The following is a 14,977-nucleotide window of genomic DNA, read 5'->3' as shown; positions in this document are numbered from 1 at the left end:
GCTCACGGCCAGTGCGCACAAGTGGGGCGGGCCGGCCGGGGTCGGGCTGCTCGTCGTGCGGAAGGGAGTGCGGTTCGCCGTGCAAGGGCCCGCGGACGAGCGCGAGTCGGGGCGGGCGGCCGGGTTCGAGAACATCCCGGCGATCGTGGCGGCGGCCGCCTCGCTGCGGGCCGTGCGGGCCGAGGCGGAGCAAGAGGCGGTACGGCTGCGGGAGCTGACGGCGCGGATCCGGGCGCGGGTGCCGGAGCTGGTGCCGGACGTGGAGGTCGTGGGCGATCCGGAGCGGCGGCTGCCCGGGATCGTCACCTTCTCGTGTCTCTATGTCGATGGGGAGACTCTGCTGCACGAGCTGGACCGCGCCGGATTCTCCGTTTCCTCCGGTTCGTCCTGTACGAGCAGCACGCTGACGCCCAGCCATGTGCTGAAGGCGATGGGGGTGCTGAGTGAGGGGAATGTGCGGGTCTCGTTGCCGGCGGGGACGACCGAGGCCGACGTGGAGCGGTTCCTGGAGGTTCTGCCGGAGGCGGTGAGCGGGGTGCGGGAGAAGCTGGGCGCGCCGGTGCCGGTGACCGTGCACGCGGAGGGCGCCCTCGTCGTGGACGCCCTGGGCAAGCTGTGCCCGCTGCCGGTCATCGAGCTGGCCAAGGTCATCGGGGACGTGCCGGTGGGCGGCACGGTGCGGGTGCTCGCCGACGACGAGGCGGCCCGCCTGGACATCCCGGCGTGGTGTGCGATGCGGGGGCAGGAGTACGTGGGTGAGGAGCCGGCGGACCGGGGCTCGGCCTATCTGGTCCGCCGGGTCTCCTAGGGCCTGTTGCCGGCCGCTACACCAGGTGCTTCTGGACCTCGGCGGCGGCCTCGTCGCCGTACGCCTTGGTGAAGCGGTCCATGAAGTGGGCGCGGCGCAGCTGGTACTCCTGGGTGCCGACCGTCTCGATGACGAGGGTCGCCAGCATGCAGCCGACCTGGGCCGCGCGCTCCAGGGAGACGCCCCAGGCGAGGCCGGACAGGAAGCCGGCGCGGAAGGCGTCGCCCACGCCCGTCGGGTCAGCCTTGCGCTCCTCCTCGGGGCAGCCGACCTCGATCGGGTCCTCGCCGACCCGCTCGATACGGACGCCGCGCGAGCCCAGCGTGGTGACCCGGTGGCCGACCTTGGCGAGGATCTCGCCGTCGCTCCAGCCGGTCTTGGACTCGATGAGCCCCTTCTCGTACTCGTTGGAGAACAGGTAGGTCGCGCCCTCCAGCAGTATCCGGATCTCGTCGCCGTTCATCCGGGCGATCTGCTGGGAGAAGTCGGCGGCGAAGGGGATCGAGCGGGAGCGGCACTCCTCGGTGTGCCGGAGCATCGCCTCGGGGTCGTCGGCGCCGATGAGGACGAGCTCGAGCCCGCCCACCCGGTCGGCGACCGTCTTCAGCTCGATCTGCCGGGCCTCGCTCATCGCGCCCGTGTAGAAGGAGCCGATCTGGTTGTGGTCGGAGTCCGTGGTGCACACGAAGCGGGCGGTGTGCAGGGTCTCGGAGATCCGGACCGAGTCGGTGTCGACGCCGTGCCGGTCGAGCCAGGCGCGGTACTCGTCGAAGTCGAAGCCGGCCGCGCCGACGAGGATGGGCTTCGTGCCGAGCTGGCCCATGCCGAAGGCGATGTTCGCGCCGACGCCGCCCCGGCGGACGTCGAGGTTGTCGACCAGGAAGGAGAGCGAGACCGTGTGCAACTGGTCCGCGACGAACTGGTCGGCGAAGCGGCCGGGGAAGGTCATGAGGTGGTCGGTGGCGATGGAGCCGGTGACTGCGATGCGCACGGGGTGGACTCTCCTGTAGGGAGAAACTGGGTTGACGGTTCACGCTACCGGGTCGTACCGGAGCACTGAAGGCGCCAAAACTACCCGATAGTAGATCTTTCTTCACAGCGTTGGGCGTGCATACGGTTCCGTTATGACGAACCTCAAGGTCCACTCCCCGGTCCCGGTCGACCTGGAAGGCGACCTCGCGTCGCTGCGGGGCGACTGCGCGCGGATGGCTCCCCACTGGGCCGTGCCCGACCGGATCGCCGCCCGGCCCGTCTCCCCGTCCCTGATCCACGGCGTGACCGTGCCGTCGAAGTCCGCCCGGCTGCTGGACGCGATGTCGGACTACGGCGACTGAGCGTGCCACGGCGGCCGAATCGGCGTCCGTAGTCCGGATCGGCGCGTTTCAGGGAACCGTGCGCTCCCCCGGTGCGTCCCATCGCCGTCCCCCGTCGAGGGGATGCGCGATACGACCCCCCGGCCGACCTTTTTGACAGGGCCGGGTCAGGGTCACAGGGACAGTGCACAGCCGAAGGAGCGATGCGGTGAACACCGAGCGACCCGACAACGACACCGCCGGCTCCGCCGCAGAGCGGGGCGAGGGGGAGGAGCGCGGCGCCCTGCACGCCGCTCCTCCCGGCGGTGCGCACCCCGACGGGACCGCTCCTGACGACGAGCGAGAGGCCGGGAAGACACCGGGCACCGGGACCGAAGAGGCCGCCCCGGACTCGGACGCGGGGACCCCGGCTGGTGAGAACCCGGACGCCCCGGAGAACCAGGCCGACGAGGGCGCGGACGCCGAAGCCACCACGGCAGCCGAGCACCCGGACGCCGACACCCCCCGCTCCCACGAAACCAGCGGCGCAGGAACCGCCATGCCCGCCATGCCCGCCGAGTCCTCCGAGTCCTCCGAGTCCGCCGCGTCCGCCGCTCGCCGTGAGCCCGGCGCGGACCCGGCTCCCGCAGGCGACGGGGCCACCACCGCTGGATCCCCCGCGCCCGAAGGAGCCTCGGACGAGGTCCCCAGCACCTCCCCGCCCCGCGAAGCCGCCGCGCTCGGCGACGGTTCCGGCTCGGGCGGCGGTTCCGACCATCACCGGGCCGTGCACCCCACCGAAGTCCCCGGACCGCACGAGGCCGGCGACGCCCCTCGGACGTCCCGCCGTCGCTCCCCCGTGCTCATCGCCTCCGTGGCCGCCGCCGTGTTCCTCGTCGGGGGTGGCGGGGCCTACCTCGCGGCCTCCGCGTCCGACGGCTCCGGCGGTCGTACGGGGGCCGGGGCGTCCGGGGACGACACTCCGCCGCCGCTCGCTCTCGACGGCTACGGCTCGGGCGGTACGAACGGGATCGCTCCCGGGGAACCCAACCCTTACGGCGTGACGTACCGGGCGGACGGCTCGCTGCCCGACGGGCCGGACTCGGCGCCCGTGTACCGCGTGACGGGTGACGTCACCAAGGACCAGGTGGCCCGGCTGGCGAAGGCGCTGGGGCTGCGGGGGACGCCCGTGGCCCAGGGGCAGGCCTGGCAGGTGGGGCCGGACAACGACGGGTCGGGGCCCAGCCTCGTGGTGAACCGGCAGACGCCCGGCACCTGGACCTTCCACCGGTACGCGGCCGGGACCGACGCCTGTCAGAGCGTCACCGTGTGCACCAAGGACCCCGCGAACCCGGCCGTCGACACGATCGGCGTGGCGGCCGCGGAGAAGGCCGCGGCGCCCGTGCTGAAGGCGGTGGGTCAGGACGACGCGAAGGTGGACGCGAGCCAGGTCATGGGCGCCCAGCGGGTGGTCAACGCCGACCCGGTGGTGGGCGGACTGCCGACGTACGGCCGGACCACGGGGCTGACCATCGGCGCGCAGGGCGAGGTGGTCGGCGGCAGCGGTCAGCTCAGCACACCGGTCAAGGGCGACACGTACCCCGTGCTGAACGCGCGCAGGACGCTGGACCTGCTCAACGCGGCGCCCCGCACCGACCACCGCATGGGCATCGGCGGCTGCGCCAGCCCCGTACCGCTGAAGGACCGCCTCGAGGCGCCGTGCGGGCAGTCGACGTCGGCCGCGACCGCCACGCCGGCGCAGAACGCGGCCACGGTCGAGCACGCGGTGTTCGGGCTGGCCTCGCACACCGTGGGCGGCCGGCCGGCGCTGGTGCCGTCCTGGCTGTTCCAGGTGCGGGCGGCGGGCGCGCAGAACACGTTCACGGTGACGTACCCGGCGATCGACCCGAAGTACCTGGCCTCCGACTCCCCCTCCGCGCAGCCCACCCCGTCGGGCACCGAGGCGCCCGACACCCGGGACGTCAAGGTCGACGGCTATCTGGCCACCGGCACGACGCTGACCGTGAGCTTCACGGGCGGTGTCTGCGGCGACTACGACGCGAAGGCGACGGAGAGCTCGGACGAGGTGACCGTCACGGTGACCGAGACGCCGTGGAAGGACAAGGTCTGCATCATGATCGCCAAGGAGATGACGCGGATCGTGCACCTGGACGAGCCGCTCGGCGACCGCAAGGTCGTGGGCTCGGACGGCCAGGAGATCCCGCAGGTGAAGCCGGGAGCGCGGCTGCCGCGGACATCGGCCGGGGTGCGCTAGCCGCCGGAAGGCACGAAGGCGGCGGCCCTGTCGGAGGGGGCCGCCGCCTTCGGCTTGTTCAGTTGTTCAGCAGCTCGTGAAGGGCTCAGCTGAAGGAGTCGCCGCAGGCGCAGGAGCCCGTCGCGTTCGGGTTGTCGATCGTGAAGCCCTGCTTCTCGATGGTGTCCACGAAGTCGATGGACGCGCCGCCCAGGTACGGGGCGCTCATGCGGTCGGTGACGACCTTGACGCCGCCGAAGTCCTTCACCACGTCTCCGTCGAGCGAACGCTCGTCGAAGAAGAGCTGGTAGCGCAGGCCGGAGCAGCCGCCGGGCTGGACGGCGACGCGCAGGGCCAGGTCGTCACGGCCTTCCTGGTCGAGCAGGGCCTTGACCTTCGCCGCGGCGGCGTCGGACAGGATGATGCCGTCGGTGACGGTGCTGGTCTCGTCCGATACGGACATCTACATCTCTCCCGGGTTGTACGGAGACTGCTTGCCGACTGTTGCAACCGGCAAGGCCGCGGATTCATTCCGGGCCGGCGCCTGTCTTTCGGCGTCCCCTTCATGCTCGCACACGGGACGGCGAGCGGAAAACGACCCTTCGGGATTCACGTCACATCGACGCTATGACCATCGTCAAAGTGACGTGAACCGGGTTATGATAGATAACGTCAGATCGACGAAAAGTAGAAAGGGTGTGTGTCGTGACCACCGCCCAGACCCCGGAGCTCGACGTACAGCCGACTCCTCTCGCCCTGCTGCTCCTCGGCCGGGAGGCCGACCCGAAGAGCGAGCGCGGTGTCGAGTGTCCCGGTGACCTGCCCTCGCCGTCCGACCCCGACCTGGTCGAGCGCGCCCGCGCGGCCAAGGAGAAGCTCGGCGACAAGGTGTTCGTGCTCGGCCACCACTACCAGCGCGACGAGGTCATCCAGTTCGCGGACGTCACGGGCGACTCCTTCAAGCTGGCCCGGGACGCGGCCGCGCGCCCGGAGGCGGAGTACATCGTGTTCTGCGGTGTGCACTTCATGGCGGAGTCCGCGGACATCCTGACGTCGGACGACCAGAAGGTGGTCCTGCCCGACCTCGCAGCCGGCTGCTCCATGGCCGACATGGCGACGGCCGAACAGGTCGCCGAGTGCTGGGACGTGCTGACCGAGGCCGGCGTGGCCGAGCAGGTCGTGCCGGTGTCGTACATGAACTCCTCCGCGGACATCAAGGCGTTCACCGGCAAGCACGGCGGCACGATCTGCACCTCCTCGAACGCGCGGAGGGCGCTGGAGTGGGCCTTCCAGCAGGGCGAGAAGGTGCTGTTCCTGCCCGACCAGCACCTGGGCCGCAACACGGCCGTGCGGGACATGGGCATGTCCCTTGAGGACTGCGTCGTCTACAACCCGCACAAGCCGAACGGCGGGCTGACCGCCGAGGAGCTGCGCGCCGCGAAGATGATCCTGTGGCGCGGCCACTGCTCGGTGCACGGCCGGTTCTCGCTGGACTCGGTGAACGACGTGCGCGAGCGCATCCCGGGCGTGAACGTCCTGGTCCACCCCGAGTGCCGGCACGAGGTCGTCGCGGCGGCGGACCACGTCGGTTCGACGGAGTACATCATCAAGGCCCTGGAGGCGGCCCCGGCGGGCTCGAAGTGGGCCATCGGCACCGAGCTCAATCTCGTACGACGGCTCGCGAACCGCTTCGCCCCCGAGGGCAAGGAGATCGTCTTCCTCGACCGAACGGTCTGCTTCTGCTCCACCATGAACCGCATCGACCTGCCCCATCTGGTCTGGGCCCTGGAGTCGCTGGCCGAGGGCAACCTGGTCAACCGGATCGAGGTCGACAAGGAGACGGAGGCGTTCGCGAAGCTGGCGCTGGAGCGCATGCTGGCGCTGCCGTAGCCCGTCCCGGGCACGCTCACCCCGAGACGGACCGCCGCTCGGGGTGGGCGGGGTCGAGGGAGAAGAGCGTGCCGTCGGGGCTCCACCCCACCAGGGCACCGGCCGCGAACAACGGACCCTGGATCGCGCCGCCGTACGTGCCGACGCGGTCCGCGCGCGGGTAGGACTCCCACAGCAGGGTGCCCTTCCGCGCGTCCAGGGCCGCGACCCGGCCGCTGGGGCTGGCGACGAACACGCTCTGGCTCCGGTCGGCGACGGCCGCGCCCGGCTGCTCCAGCGTCGTCGCGGTCCGCCACAGCACCTTGCCGGTCAGCGGGGCGACAGCCGTGACCCGCCCGTTGCTGCCGACGAAACAGAGCACGCCCCGCACCAGAGTGGTCAGATCCCGCTGTCCCTCGCCGAGCCTGACGGTGCGGGCCGTGTCGCCGGCGGGGTCGACCGACACGATCCGGGTGGCGACGGAGCCGTCCGCCGTCGGATCGTTCGTGGTGGGCGCGGTGAACACCAGACGACCGTCCACCGCCCCGGCGTAGGTGGCGGTGACCGGGGGTGCCGAGCGCAGCCGTCGCGTCGAACCGTCGGCCCGGTCGAGGGAGAGCAGCAGACGGTCGGCGCCCGAGGCCGTGTGGTAGTCGACGCAGTCCGCGTAGGAGCGGTCGCCGTCGGCGAGGAACGTGCAGTGGTACCCGGCCGGCAGCGCCGTCCTCCACCGTGCGGCGCCGCTGCGCGGGGAGCGCGCGGTCACGGCCGCGCCCTCGGGGGTCAGGACCAGGTCCCCGAGGACCGTCGCTTCGGCGAGACCGTCCTCGCTCGGGCGGGACCACAGCCGTCTGCCGTCGGCGGCGGCGTAGGCGACGACGGCGGATGCCTCATCGTTGCCCGCCGCGTTCCTGACGCGCTCGTGCACGAGCAGCGCTCCGTCCCGCACGCCGAGGGCGAGGGCGCCGTACCGGTCGGCGCTCGCACCGGCGGGCAGGGTCGCGGCCCTCCAGACGGCGCGGCCGGTCGCGGCGTCGACGCGGACCGGCAACGCGCCGTTGCCCGCGCAGTAGACGGACCCGTCGCCCAGCACACAGGAAGGCATCACACCGGAACCGTCGGCGTAGGTGCCCGCCGAGGGCGCGTGCCGCACACCGTGGGCGGCGGTCGCGAACACCGAGGTGCGCCAGGGCCGCCAGTCCGCCGGAAGAGCCGACCAGCGGGTGGCGGAAGGGCTCGGCGAGGCGCCTGCCCCGGGTGTGCCACCGCCCTTGAGCGGTCCCAGGAGATAGGCCAGCAGCACGGCCACGAGCACGCCCGCCACTCCCGCGAGCACCGGCAGCCGGCGGCTTTGGGCGCGCGGCGGCGAACTGTCGTGGAGGTCCGGCGCCGGGGGCGTCCCGTTGACCGGCGCGGCGGGGACGGACGCCGGCGGCACCGTCGGCAGCGGGTCCGGACGCCGCTCGGGCAGCGTGGGCGTGTCGTCCGGGTCGGGGTCGGCCAGGACCGCGGCGAAGGAGTGGGAGAGCTCGTCGAGGCCGGGGCGGGCGCCCTGCTCCTTGGCGAGGCAGCGCAGCACGACGTCCCGCAACGGCGTGGGCACGGCGTCCAGTACCGGCTCCTCCCGCATCACCTGGTACGCCGTCATGTAGGGGCTGTCGGCGTCGAAGGGGCCCCGGCCGGTCGCGGCGAACGCCAGCAGGGCCCCGAGCGAGAAGATGTCCGAGGCGGGCCCCACGGACCGGGCGTCCATGAGCTGTTCCGGCGACATGAAGGGCGGGGTGCCCATCATGTGCCCGGTTTCGGTCAGCGTCTGGTTCTCCGCCGCGCGCGAGATGCCGAAGTCGATGACCCGGGGGCCGTCGTCGGCCATCAGGACGTTGCCCGGCTTGAGGTCGCGGTGGACCACGCCGGCCCGGTGGATGTCACGCAGCGCCTCGACCAGCCCCAGTGCCAGACGCCTCAGTTCGCGGGGCGCCAGCGGGCCGTCGTCCCGGACCTGGGCGGAGAGCGAGCGCCCGGGCACGTACTGGGTGGCCATCCAGGGCCGGTCGGCCTCCGGGTCGGCATCCACGACGGGCGCGGTGAAGGCACCGCTCACCTTGCGGACGGCCGCTATCTCCTGGCGGAAACGGGCGCGGAAAACGGGGTCCGCCGCGTACTGGGCGTGCACCACCTTGACGGCGGCCTCGCGTCCCGACCGGGATCTCGCCCGGTACACCACGCCCATCCCACCGATCCCGAGCCGGTCGACGATGCGGTACTGACCGACCACCTCGGGATCACCCTCGTGCAGTGCCACCGCCCGTTCCTCTCCCCCGTTGAGCAGCTTCGGGCCCAGCATAGAAAAGCCCCGAGGGCGGTACGACGCCGGTGCGCGCGGGCCCGGGCGCCGGACGACGCGGCCCGCTCACTCCGCTCGCGGCCGTACCAGCCCCGACTCGTAGGCGATGACCACCAGTTGGGCCCGGTCGCGGGCGCCGAGCTTGGCCATGGCGCGGTTGACGTGGGTCTTCACGGTGAGGGGGCTGACCTCGAGGCGTTCGGCGATCTCGTCGTTGGAGTGGCCGCCGGCGACCTGCACGAGGACCTCGCGCTCGCGGACGGTGAGCGCGTCGAGGCGTTCGGAGCGGGCGGGGTCGTGGCCGTCGGAGGGGTCGCCCTGGGCGAGGAAGCGGGCGATCAGGCCCTTGGTGGCGGCCGGGGAGAGCAGTGCCTCGCCGCCGGCCGCGATCCGGATGGCGCTCAGCAGTTCCTCCGGCTCGCTGCCCTTGCCGAGGAAGCCGGAGGCGCCCGCGCGCAGGGACTGCACCACGTAGTCGTCGACCTCGAAGGTGGTCAGGATGACGATACGGACGTGGGCGAGGGAGGGGTCGGTGCTGATCATGCGGGTGGCGGCGAGGCCGTCGGTGCCGGGCATCCGGATGTCCATCAGCACGACGTCGGCCCGCTCCTGCTTCGCCAGCCGCACCGCCTCCGCGCCGTCGGACGCCTCGCCGACCACCTCCATGTCCGGCTCGGAGTCGACGAGCACCCGGAAGGCGCTGCGCAGCAGCGCCTGGTCGTCGGCGAGCAGGACACGGATGGTCATGCGCTTCCCCCGGTGGTGGCCGTGCGGGTCTTGACCGGCAGGATCGCATGGACGCGGAAGCCGCCGCCGTAGCGGGGGCCGGTGGTGAGGGTGCCGCGCAGGGCGCTGACGCGCTCCCGCATGCCGAGCAGGCCGTGGCCGCCGCCGTGCTCGGGGTCGTCGTCCTGGCCGGCGCCGTCGTCGAGGACGGTGATCTCGATGTTCGGGCCGACGCGTACGACGCTGACCTCGGCCTTCGCCTCGCTGCCGGCGTGCTTCTGGACGTTGGTGAGGGCTTCCTGGATGACGCGGTAGGCGGCGAGGTCGACGGCGGCGGGCAGGGTGGTGTCCTGGTCGGCGCGGGCCACCTCGACATGGAGGCCCGCGCTGCGGAAGGTGCCGACGAGTTCGTCGAGGCGGTCGAGGCCGGGGGCCGGTTCGGTGGGGGCCTCGGGGTCCCCGGACTGCCTCAGCAGTCCGACGGTGGCGCGAAGTTCGTTGAGCGCGGAGCGGCTGGCCTCGCGGACGTGGGCGAGGGCCTCCTTGGCCTGGTCGGGCCGCTTGTCCATGACATGGGCCGCGACGCCGGCCTGCACGTTGACCAGGGCGATGTGGTGGGCGACGACGTCGTGCAGATCGCGGGCGATCCGCAGTCGCTCCTCCGCGACCCGGCGGCGGGCCTCCTCCTCACGGGTGCGTTCCGCCCGCTCGGCGCGTTCGCGGATGGCCTGGACGGCGGCCTTGCGGCTGCGTACGGCGTCGCCCGCGGTCGCGCCGATGCCGGTCCAGGCGAAGATCGCGAGGTTCTCCTGGGCGTACCAGGGCAGCGGGCCGAAGAGCATCGAGGCGCCGGTGAGGACGGTCATCGTGAGCAGGCCGAGGCGCCAGGTGGTGGCGCGGTCGGTGGTCGCGGCCACGGTGAACAGGGCGACGACGGCGGACATGGCGACCGGGGCGCGGGGGTCGCCGACGACGCACTCGATCAGGGAGACGGCGCCGGTGAGCGCGAGGACGGTGCGCGGGGCCCGACGGCGGAAGACCAGGGCGAGCGCGCCGAGGGTCATCAGCACGAGGGCGAGCGGGTCGGGGGTGCGGACGCCCCAGGCGACGCCGTGTCTGCCGTGCCCGTCCGCGAAGGAGGCGGCCACCATGCAGACCAGGACCCCGGCCGCCAGGGCCGCGTCCAGCGCGAGGGGGTGGGCCCGCAGACGGCAGCGGGTGCGTTCGAGGGTGGCGCTCACGCTTGCACAGTACGGGGCGCCGCACCGCGCGGGAACTGGCGCCCGCGGTACCCCGGGCCGGCCGACGGGCCGGCCTTCGCCGCCGCGGACCCGGGATCAGCGCGGGTGACCCGGGATCAGCCCGGGATCAGCCCGTCGTCGCTGAGGAGCTCGCGGACCTCCTCCAGGGTCGCGTCCGCGGAGGGGAGGATCAGTTCGGAGGGTTCGAGGGAGTCGTCCGGGAGCGGGGTGCCCAGTTCCCGGACCTTGGCGAGGAGGGCGGCCAGGGTGCGGCGGAAGCCGGGGCCGTCGCCGTTCTGCATTTCCCTCAGGAGCTCGTCGTCCAGCTTGTTGAGGTCGGCGAGGTGGCTGTCGGCCAGCCTCACCTGACCCTCTCCCATGATCCTGACGACCATGTCGCCCATCTCGGCCTCCTAGGGGTGACCCCCTACTGCTTGTCGAAGCGTGGGGTGTCCTGCGGCTGCTGCTGGGACTGAGCCTGCCCGGTGCCGCCCTCGATCGCCTGCTGGGGCGACCCTCCGGCCAGCTCCGCCTTCATGCGCTGCAGTTCCAGCTCCACATCCGTACCACCGGAGAGCCGGTCCAGCTCGGCCTGGATGTCGTCCTTGTGCATGCCGGACTGGTCGTCCAGAGCGCCCGAGGCGAGCAGTTCGTCGATGGCGCCGGCCCGGGCCTGGAGCTGCGCGGTCTTGTCCTCCGCGCGCTGGATCGCCAGCCCGACGTCGCCCATCTCCTCCGAGATGCCGGAGAAGGCCTCGCCGATGCGGGTCTGGGCCTGGGCGGCGGTGTAGGTGGCCTTGATCGTCTCCTTCTTGGTGCGGAAGGCGTCCACCTTGGCCTGCAGCCGCTGGGCCGCCAGGGTGAGCTTCTCCTCCTCGCCCTGGAGCGTCGCGTGCTGCGTCTCGAGGTCGGTCACCTGCTGCTGGAGCGCCGCGCGCCGGGAGAGCGCCTCGCGGGCCAGGTCCTCGCGGCCCAGCGCGAGCGCCTTGCGGCCCTGGTCCTCCAGCTTGGAGGACTGCGACTGGAGCTGGTTGAGCTGCAGCTCCAGGCGCTTGCGGCTGGTCGCCACGTCGGCGACGCCGCGGCGCACCTTCTGCAGCAGCTCCAGCTGCTTCTGGTACGAGTAATCGAGGGTCTCGCGCGGGTCCTCGGCCCGGTCAAGGGCCTTGTTCGCCTTCGCGCGGAAGATCATCCCCATACGCTTCATGACACCGCTCATGGGCTTCGCGCGCCCCCTTCTGACGGACTTCCAGCTCCAGCTCTGCGACAGAACCCACAGTACGGGCCCTGCATCCATTGACGCACTGTTCGGGGACGGATGCGCTCATCCCCAAGGACGACTGCGTCCCCACCCGCTCCGGCGTAGGGAGTAGGTGTCCCCCTGGGGAAACCGCCCCCTCTGTCCCTTACATGACGACTGGTGTTGCCGGATCGTTCCCCGCGGGGCTGGGGTCCAACCCCGGGCACCCCGTACCCTTGGGTTTTGTGTTCCGTAGCCGTGCCAAGGAAGAGAAGGCCGTCGCCGACAAGGCGTCGCTGACCGACTCCAAGCAGCCCCGTGACCCGCAGGCCCCCAAGGGCCGCCCCACGCCCAAGCGCAGTGAGGCCCAGTCCCAGCGCCGCAGCGTCGCCAACACGACGCTGACGCGCAAGGACGCCGCCAAGCGTCAGCGCGAGGAGCGCCGCAGCGCGCTCGAGCGGCAGCGCCAGGCGCTGGCCGGCGGTGACGAGCGGTATCTGCCCGCCCGGGACAAGGGCCCGGTGCGCAAGTTCGCCCGCGACTGGATCGACTCGCGCTTCAACGTGGCCGAGTTCTTCCTGCCGATGGCCGTGGTCATCCTGGTGCTGAGCGTCGTACGGGTGCCCGCGCTGCAGAACATCGCGCTGCTGCTGTGGCTGATCGTGATCGTGCTGATCGTGCTCGACGCGGTCGTCAGCGCCTTCCGGCTGCGCAAGGCGCTCGCCGAGCGCTTCCCGGACCAGAACCGCAAGGGCGCCACCCGGTACGCCCTGATGCGCTCCCTCCAGATGCGCCGGCTCCGGCTGCCGAAGCCGCAGGTCAAGCGCGGAGAGCGGCCCTGAGCACGACGTCGTTCTCCGGGGGCGCGGCCAGATCCTGGCTGGAGAAGCTGGGTGGGCTGCGCAACGCCGTACGGCAGGAGCTGGTGGCCCGGCAGCTCGACGAGCAGATAGTGGGGCGCTTCCCGGTCGGGCAGCGGCTGCGGGTGCTGGACGTCGGGATGGGCCAGGGCACGCAGGCGCTGCGGCTGGCCCGGGCCGGGCACCAGGTCACCGGCGTGGAGCAGGACGCCACGATGGTCGCGGTGGCCCGGGAGACCCTCGCCGCCGAGCCGGAGGGCATCCGGGAGCGGGTGCGGATCATCGAGGGCGACGGCCGGGACACCGGGGTGCACTTCCTCCCCGGCAGCTTCGACGTGGTGCTCTGTCATGGCGTGCTCATGTACGTCGAGGACCCGGACGCGCTGCTCGCGGGGCTCGCCCGGATGCTCGCCCAGGGCGGCCTGCTGTCGCTGCTGGTGCGCAACGCCGACGCGCTGGCCATGCGGCCCGGGCTGTACGGCGACTGGGCCGGCGCCCTCGCCGCCTTCGACACCGTGTCCTACCGGAACCGCCTCGGCCTCGACGTCCGCGCCGACCGCCTGGAGACCCTGACGGACACCCTCGCCGGCATCGGCGCGCCCCTGCACACCTGGTACGGCGTCCGGGTCTTCACGGACACGGCGGCCGACGACGCGGAGGCACCGGCCGACGTGGAGACGCTGCTGGCCGCCGAGGAGCGGGCGGGGCGGACGGATCCGTATCGCCGGGTGGCGGCGCTGCTGCACCTGTGCGGGGTGCGCGGCTGAGCCCGCTCGGGCATGCAGCCGGGCATCGAGGCCGGGGACATCATCACCCGGCTGGGTGACACGGACATCACCACGATCACCCCCTGACGGAGGCACTGGCCCAGGACAAGCCGGGCGAGCGATGACGGCGGGGGCGGCCGGCGGGCCGCCCCCTGGTCCGTACGGCTTACGCCTCCGCGGAGCGCAGGCTCATCGGCCCGTAGATCTCCGTGGAGTCCTCGAACAGCCGCACCTGGTCCGCGCCGCCCTCCAGCAGGGCCTTCCAGTGCTCCCCGATCCAGGACTCGGCGTCCCCCTGCGTGGTGAACTCCTCGGGCTGCACCGCGGGCGGGACCTCCGCCCCGTCGGCCTTCTCGAACCGCCACGTCCATGACGCCATGTACGCCTCCCGTGTATGAGCACCTGCAAAGGAGAAGCCGGATCTTGGTCCGGCTCCTGCCCTGAAGACTAGTCGGACGGGCAACACCTGCGCAGACACGCGAAAATCACTGTCGTGGAAGTGACTCTGCTCGGTACCGGTGCCCCCCTCGGACTGCCCCGCCCCGACTGTCCCTGTGCCGCCTGCGCGGTCGCGCTCGGCGAGGACGCGCGGGCGGCGACCGCCATGCTCGTGGACGGCACGCTGCTGCTCGACCTGACGCCGGGCGTCGCCTTCGCGGCCGCGCGGGCCGGGCACTCCCTGGGCGGCGTACGCCAGGTGCTGCTGTCCCACCCGCACGACGGACCGCCCGTCGAGGTCCCCGCGGGGCTGCCGCAGCCCGGGCGGGTGCCGGACGGACGGGAGTTGGCGCTGCTGACGGGGCATCGGGTGCGCGCGGTGGCGATGGACGCGCCCGGCACCGGATACGCCGTGACCGGGCCGAACGGACAGCGGCTGCTGTACCTCCCGCCCGGGGGCGCGCCGGCCGGGCTGGAGGCGAACGGCTCCGTGGAGTCGTACGACATGGTGCTCGCCGACGTCGTGGGGCGGCCGGACGCGCTGGCGAAGCTGCGGGCGGTCGGCGCGCTCGGGCCGACCACGGACGTCGTCGCCGTCCATCTGGACCACAACGTGCCGCCCGGCGCCGAGTTGCGGCGACGGCTCGCCGCGGCGGGGGCGCGGGCCGTGCCGGACGGCTCGACGCTGACGGTCGGCGTGTACGAGGACGTGCCCGACGTGCCGCGCCGGACGCTGGTGCTCGGCGGGGCCCGGTCGGGGAAGTCGGTGGAGGCCGAGCGACGGCTGGAGGCCTTCCCGGACGTGCTGTACGTGGCGACGGGCGGAACGCGGGGCGGGGACACCGAGTGGGCGTCGCGGGTCGCCGCGCACCGGGAGCGGCGGCCGGGGTCGTGGCGTACGGCCGAGACGTGCGATCTGGTGCCGCTGCTGAAGGAGGAGGGGGCGCCGTTGCTGATCGACTGTCTGTCGCTGTGGCTGACGGACGCGATGGACTCCGTGGGGGCGTGGGACGACGCGGTGTGGGCGGACGGGGGGGAGCGTGCCCTGCGGGAGCGGGTGCGGGAGTTGACGTCGGCGGTGCGGGCGGCTCGGCGGACGGTTGTCGCCGTGTCCAACGAGGTGGGGTCGGGGATCGTG

Annotated in this window: 15 protein-coding genes; 7 read left to right on the top strand and 8 right to left on the bottom strand. The window is 72.7% G+C overall.

The annotated features are described in order from the left end of the window. Nucleotides 1-808, top strand: an 808-nt coding sequence (locus GRC12_RS31010; protein WP_208782860.1) for a cysteine desulfurase/sulfurtransferase TusA family protein, incomplete at its 5' end; no start/stop codon positions are given. Nucleotides 809-824: 16 nt separating this feature from the next. On the opposite strand, the gene GRC12_RS31005 is transcribed toward GRC12_RS31010, so the two are convergent. Then, nucleotides 825-1,799, bottom strand: a complete 975-nt coding sequence (locus GRC12_RS31005) for a carbohydrate kinase family protein (protein ID WP_208782859.1) — start codon at nt 1,797-1,799, stop codon at nt 825-827. Between the two features lie 133 nt (nt 1,800-1,932). Here GRC12_RS31005 and GRC12_RS31000 point away from each other — a divergent pair, with 133 nt between their 5' ends. After that, nucleotides 1,933-2,142 carry a hypothetical protein gene (locus GRC12_RS31000; protein WP_208782858.1) on the top strand — a complete coding sequence of 70 codons (210 nt, stop codon included), beginning with the start codon at nt 1,933-1,935 and terminating at the stop codon, nt 2,140-2,142. Nucleotides 2,143-2,668: 526 nt separating this feature from the next. Then, a complete protein-coding gene (locus GRC12_RS30995) occupies nt 2,669-4,375 on the top strand; it encodes a hypothetical protein (protein ID WP_439959914.1) in 1,707 nt (568 codons plus the stop codon). Nucleotides 4,376-4,460: 85 nt separating this feature from the next. Here GRC12_RS30995 and GRC12_RS30990 read toward each other — a convergent pair whose 3' ends face one another. After that, a complete protein-coding gene (locus GRC12_RS30990; RefSeq protein ID WP_030582488.1) occupies nt 4,461-4,817 on the bottom strand; it encodes an iron-sulfur cluster assembly accessory protein in 357 nt (118 codons plus the stop codon). A gap of 242 nt (nt 4,818-5,059) precedes the next feature. On the opposite strand from GRC12_RS30990, the gene nadA reads away from it, so the two are divergent. Further along, nucleotides 5,060-6,244, top strand: a complete 1,185-nt coding sequence (gene nadA, locus GRC12_RS30985; protein WP_208782857.1) for a quinolinate synthase NadA — start codon at nt 5,060-5,062, stop codon at nt 6,242-6,244. 16 nt (nt 6,245-6,260) lie between these two features. Here the strand turns inward: nadA and GRC12_RS30980 are convergent, their stop codons facing one another. The 5 genes from GRC12_RS30980 to GRC12_RS30960 all read right to left on the bottom strand — a co-directional run bounded on the left by GRC12_RS30980 (nt 6,261) and on the right by GRC12_RS30960 (nt 11,726). After that, entirely contained in the window at nt 6,261-8,525 is a 2,265-nt protein-coding gene (locus GRC12_RS30980; protein WP_208782856.1) for a protein kinase domain-containing protein, read from the bottom strand. Nucleotides 8,526-8,633: 108 nt separating this feature from the next. Beyond that, nucleotides 8,634-9,314 carry a response regulator gene (locus GRC12_RS30975; protein ID WP_208782855.1) on the bottom strand — a complete coding sequence of 227 codons (681 nt, stop codon included), beginning with the start codon at nt 9,312-9,314 and terminating at the stop codon, nt 8,634-8,636. Next, nucleotides 9,311-10,534 (bottom strand): sensor histidine kinase, encoded by a 1,224-nt coding sequence (locus tag GRC12_RS30970; protein ID WP_208782854.1) that lies wholly within the window; start codon nt 10,532-10,534, stop codon nt 9,311-9,313. Before GRC12_RS30970 ends, GRC12_RS30975 begins: the two co-directional genes overlap by 4 nt. A 116-nt stretch (nt 10,535-10,650) precedes the next feature. After that, nucleotides 10,651-10,929 (bottom strand): PspA-associated protein PspAA, encoded by a 279-nt coding sequence (gene pspAA, locus GRC12_RS30965; protein WP_208782861.1) that lies wholly within the window; start codon nt 10,927-10,929, stop codon nt 10,651-10,653. A gap of 32 nt (nt 10,930-10,961) precedes the next feature. After that, nucleotides 10,962-11,726 (bottom strand): PspA/IM30 family protein, encoded by a 765-nt coding sequence (locus tag GRC12_RS30960; protein ID WP_244374017.1) that lies wholly within the window; start codon nt 11,724-11,726, stop codon nt 10,962-10,964. A 218-nt stretch (nt 11,727-11,944) separates the two neighbouring features. On the opposite strand from GRC12_RS30960, the gene GRC12_RS30955 reads away from it, so the two are divergent. Both GRC12_RS30955 and GRC12_RS30950 read left to right on the top strand, forming a co-directional pair. Further along, on the top strand, nt 11,945-12,616 hold the full coding sequence (locus tag GRC12_RS30955; RefSeq protein WP_208782852.1) for a DUF3043 domain-containing protein: 672 nt from the start codon (nt 11,945-11,947) through the stop codon (nt 12,614-12,616). 83 nt (nt 12,617-12,699) lie between these two features. After that, complete coding sequence (locus GRC12_RS30950; RefSeq protein WP_208782851.1) at nt 12,700-13,401, top strand: class I SAM-dependent methyltransferase; 702 nt, start codon at nt 12,700-12,702, stop codon at nt 13,399-13,401. Nucleotides 13,402-13,567: 166 nt separating this feature from the next. On the opposite strand, the gene GRC12_RS30945 is transcribed toward GRC12_RS30950, so the two are convergent. Then, entirely contained in the window at nt 13,568-13,780 is a 213-nt protein-coding gene (locus GRC12_RS30945; RefSeq protein WP_133042923.1) for a hypothetical protein, read from the bottom strand. A gap of 114 nt (nt 13,781-13,894) precedes the next feature. Here GRC12_RS30945 and GRC12_RS30940 point away from each other — a divergent pair. Then, nucleotides 13,895-14,977 (top strand): bifunctional adenosylcobinamide kinase/adenosylcobinamide-phosphate guanylyltransferase (locus GRC12_RS30940; protein ID WP_208782850.1); only part of this gene is annotated, 1,083 nt, incomplete at its 3' end.

It is taken from the genome of Streptomyces griseorubiginosus (assembly GCF_017614965.1).
In the GTDB taxonomy this organism is placed as follows: domain Bacteria; phylum Actinomycetota; class Actinomycetes; order Streptomycetales; family Streptomycetaceae; genus Streptomyces; species Streptomyces griseorubiginosus_B.
Note: the sequence above shows the minus strand (reverse complement) of the source record. Positions and strands in the feature narration are given on the sequence as shown.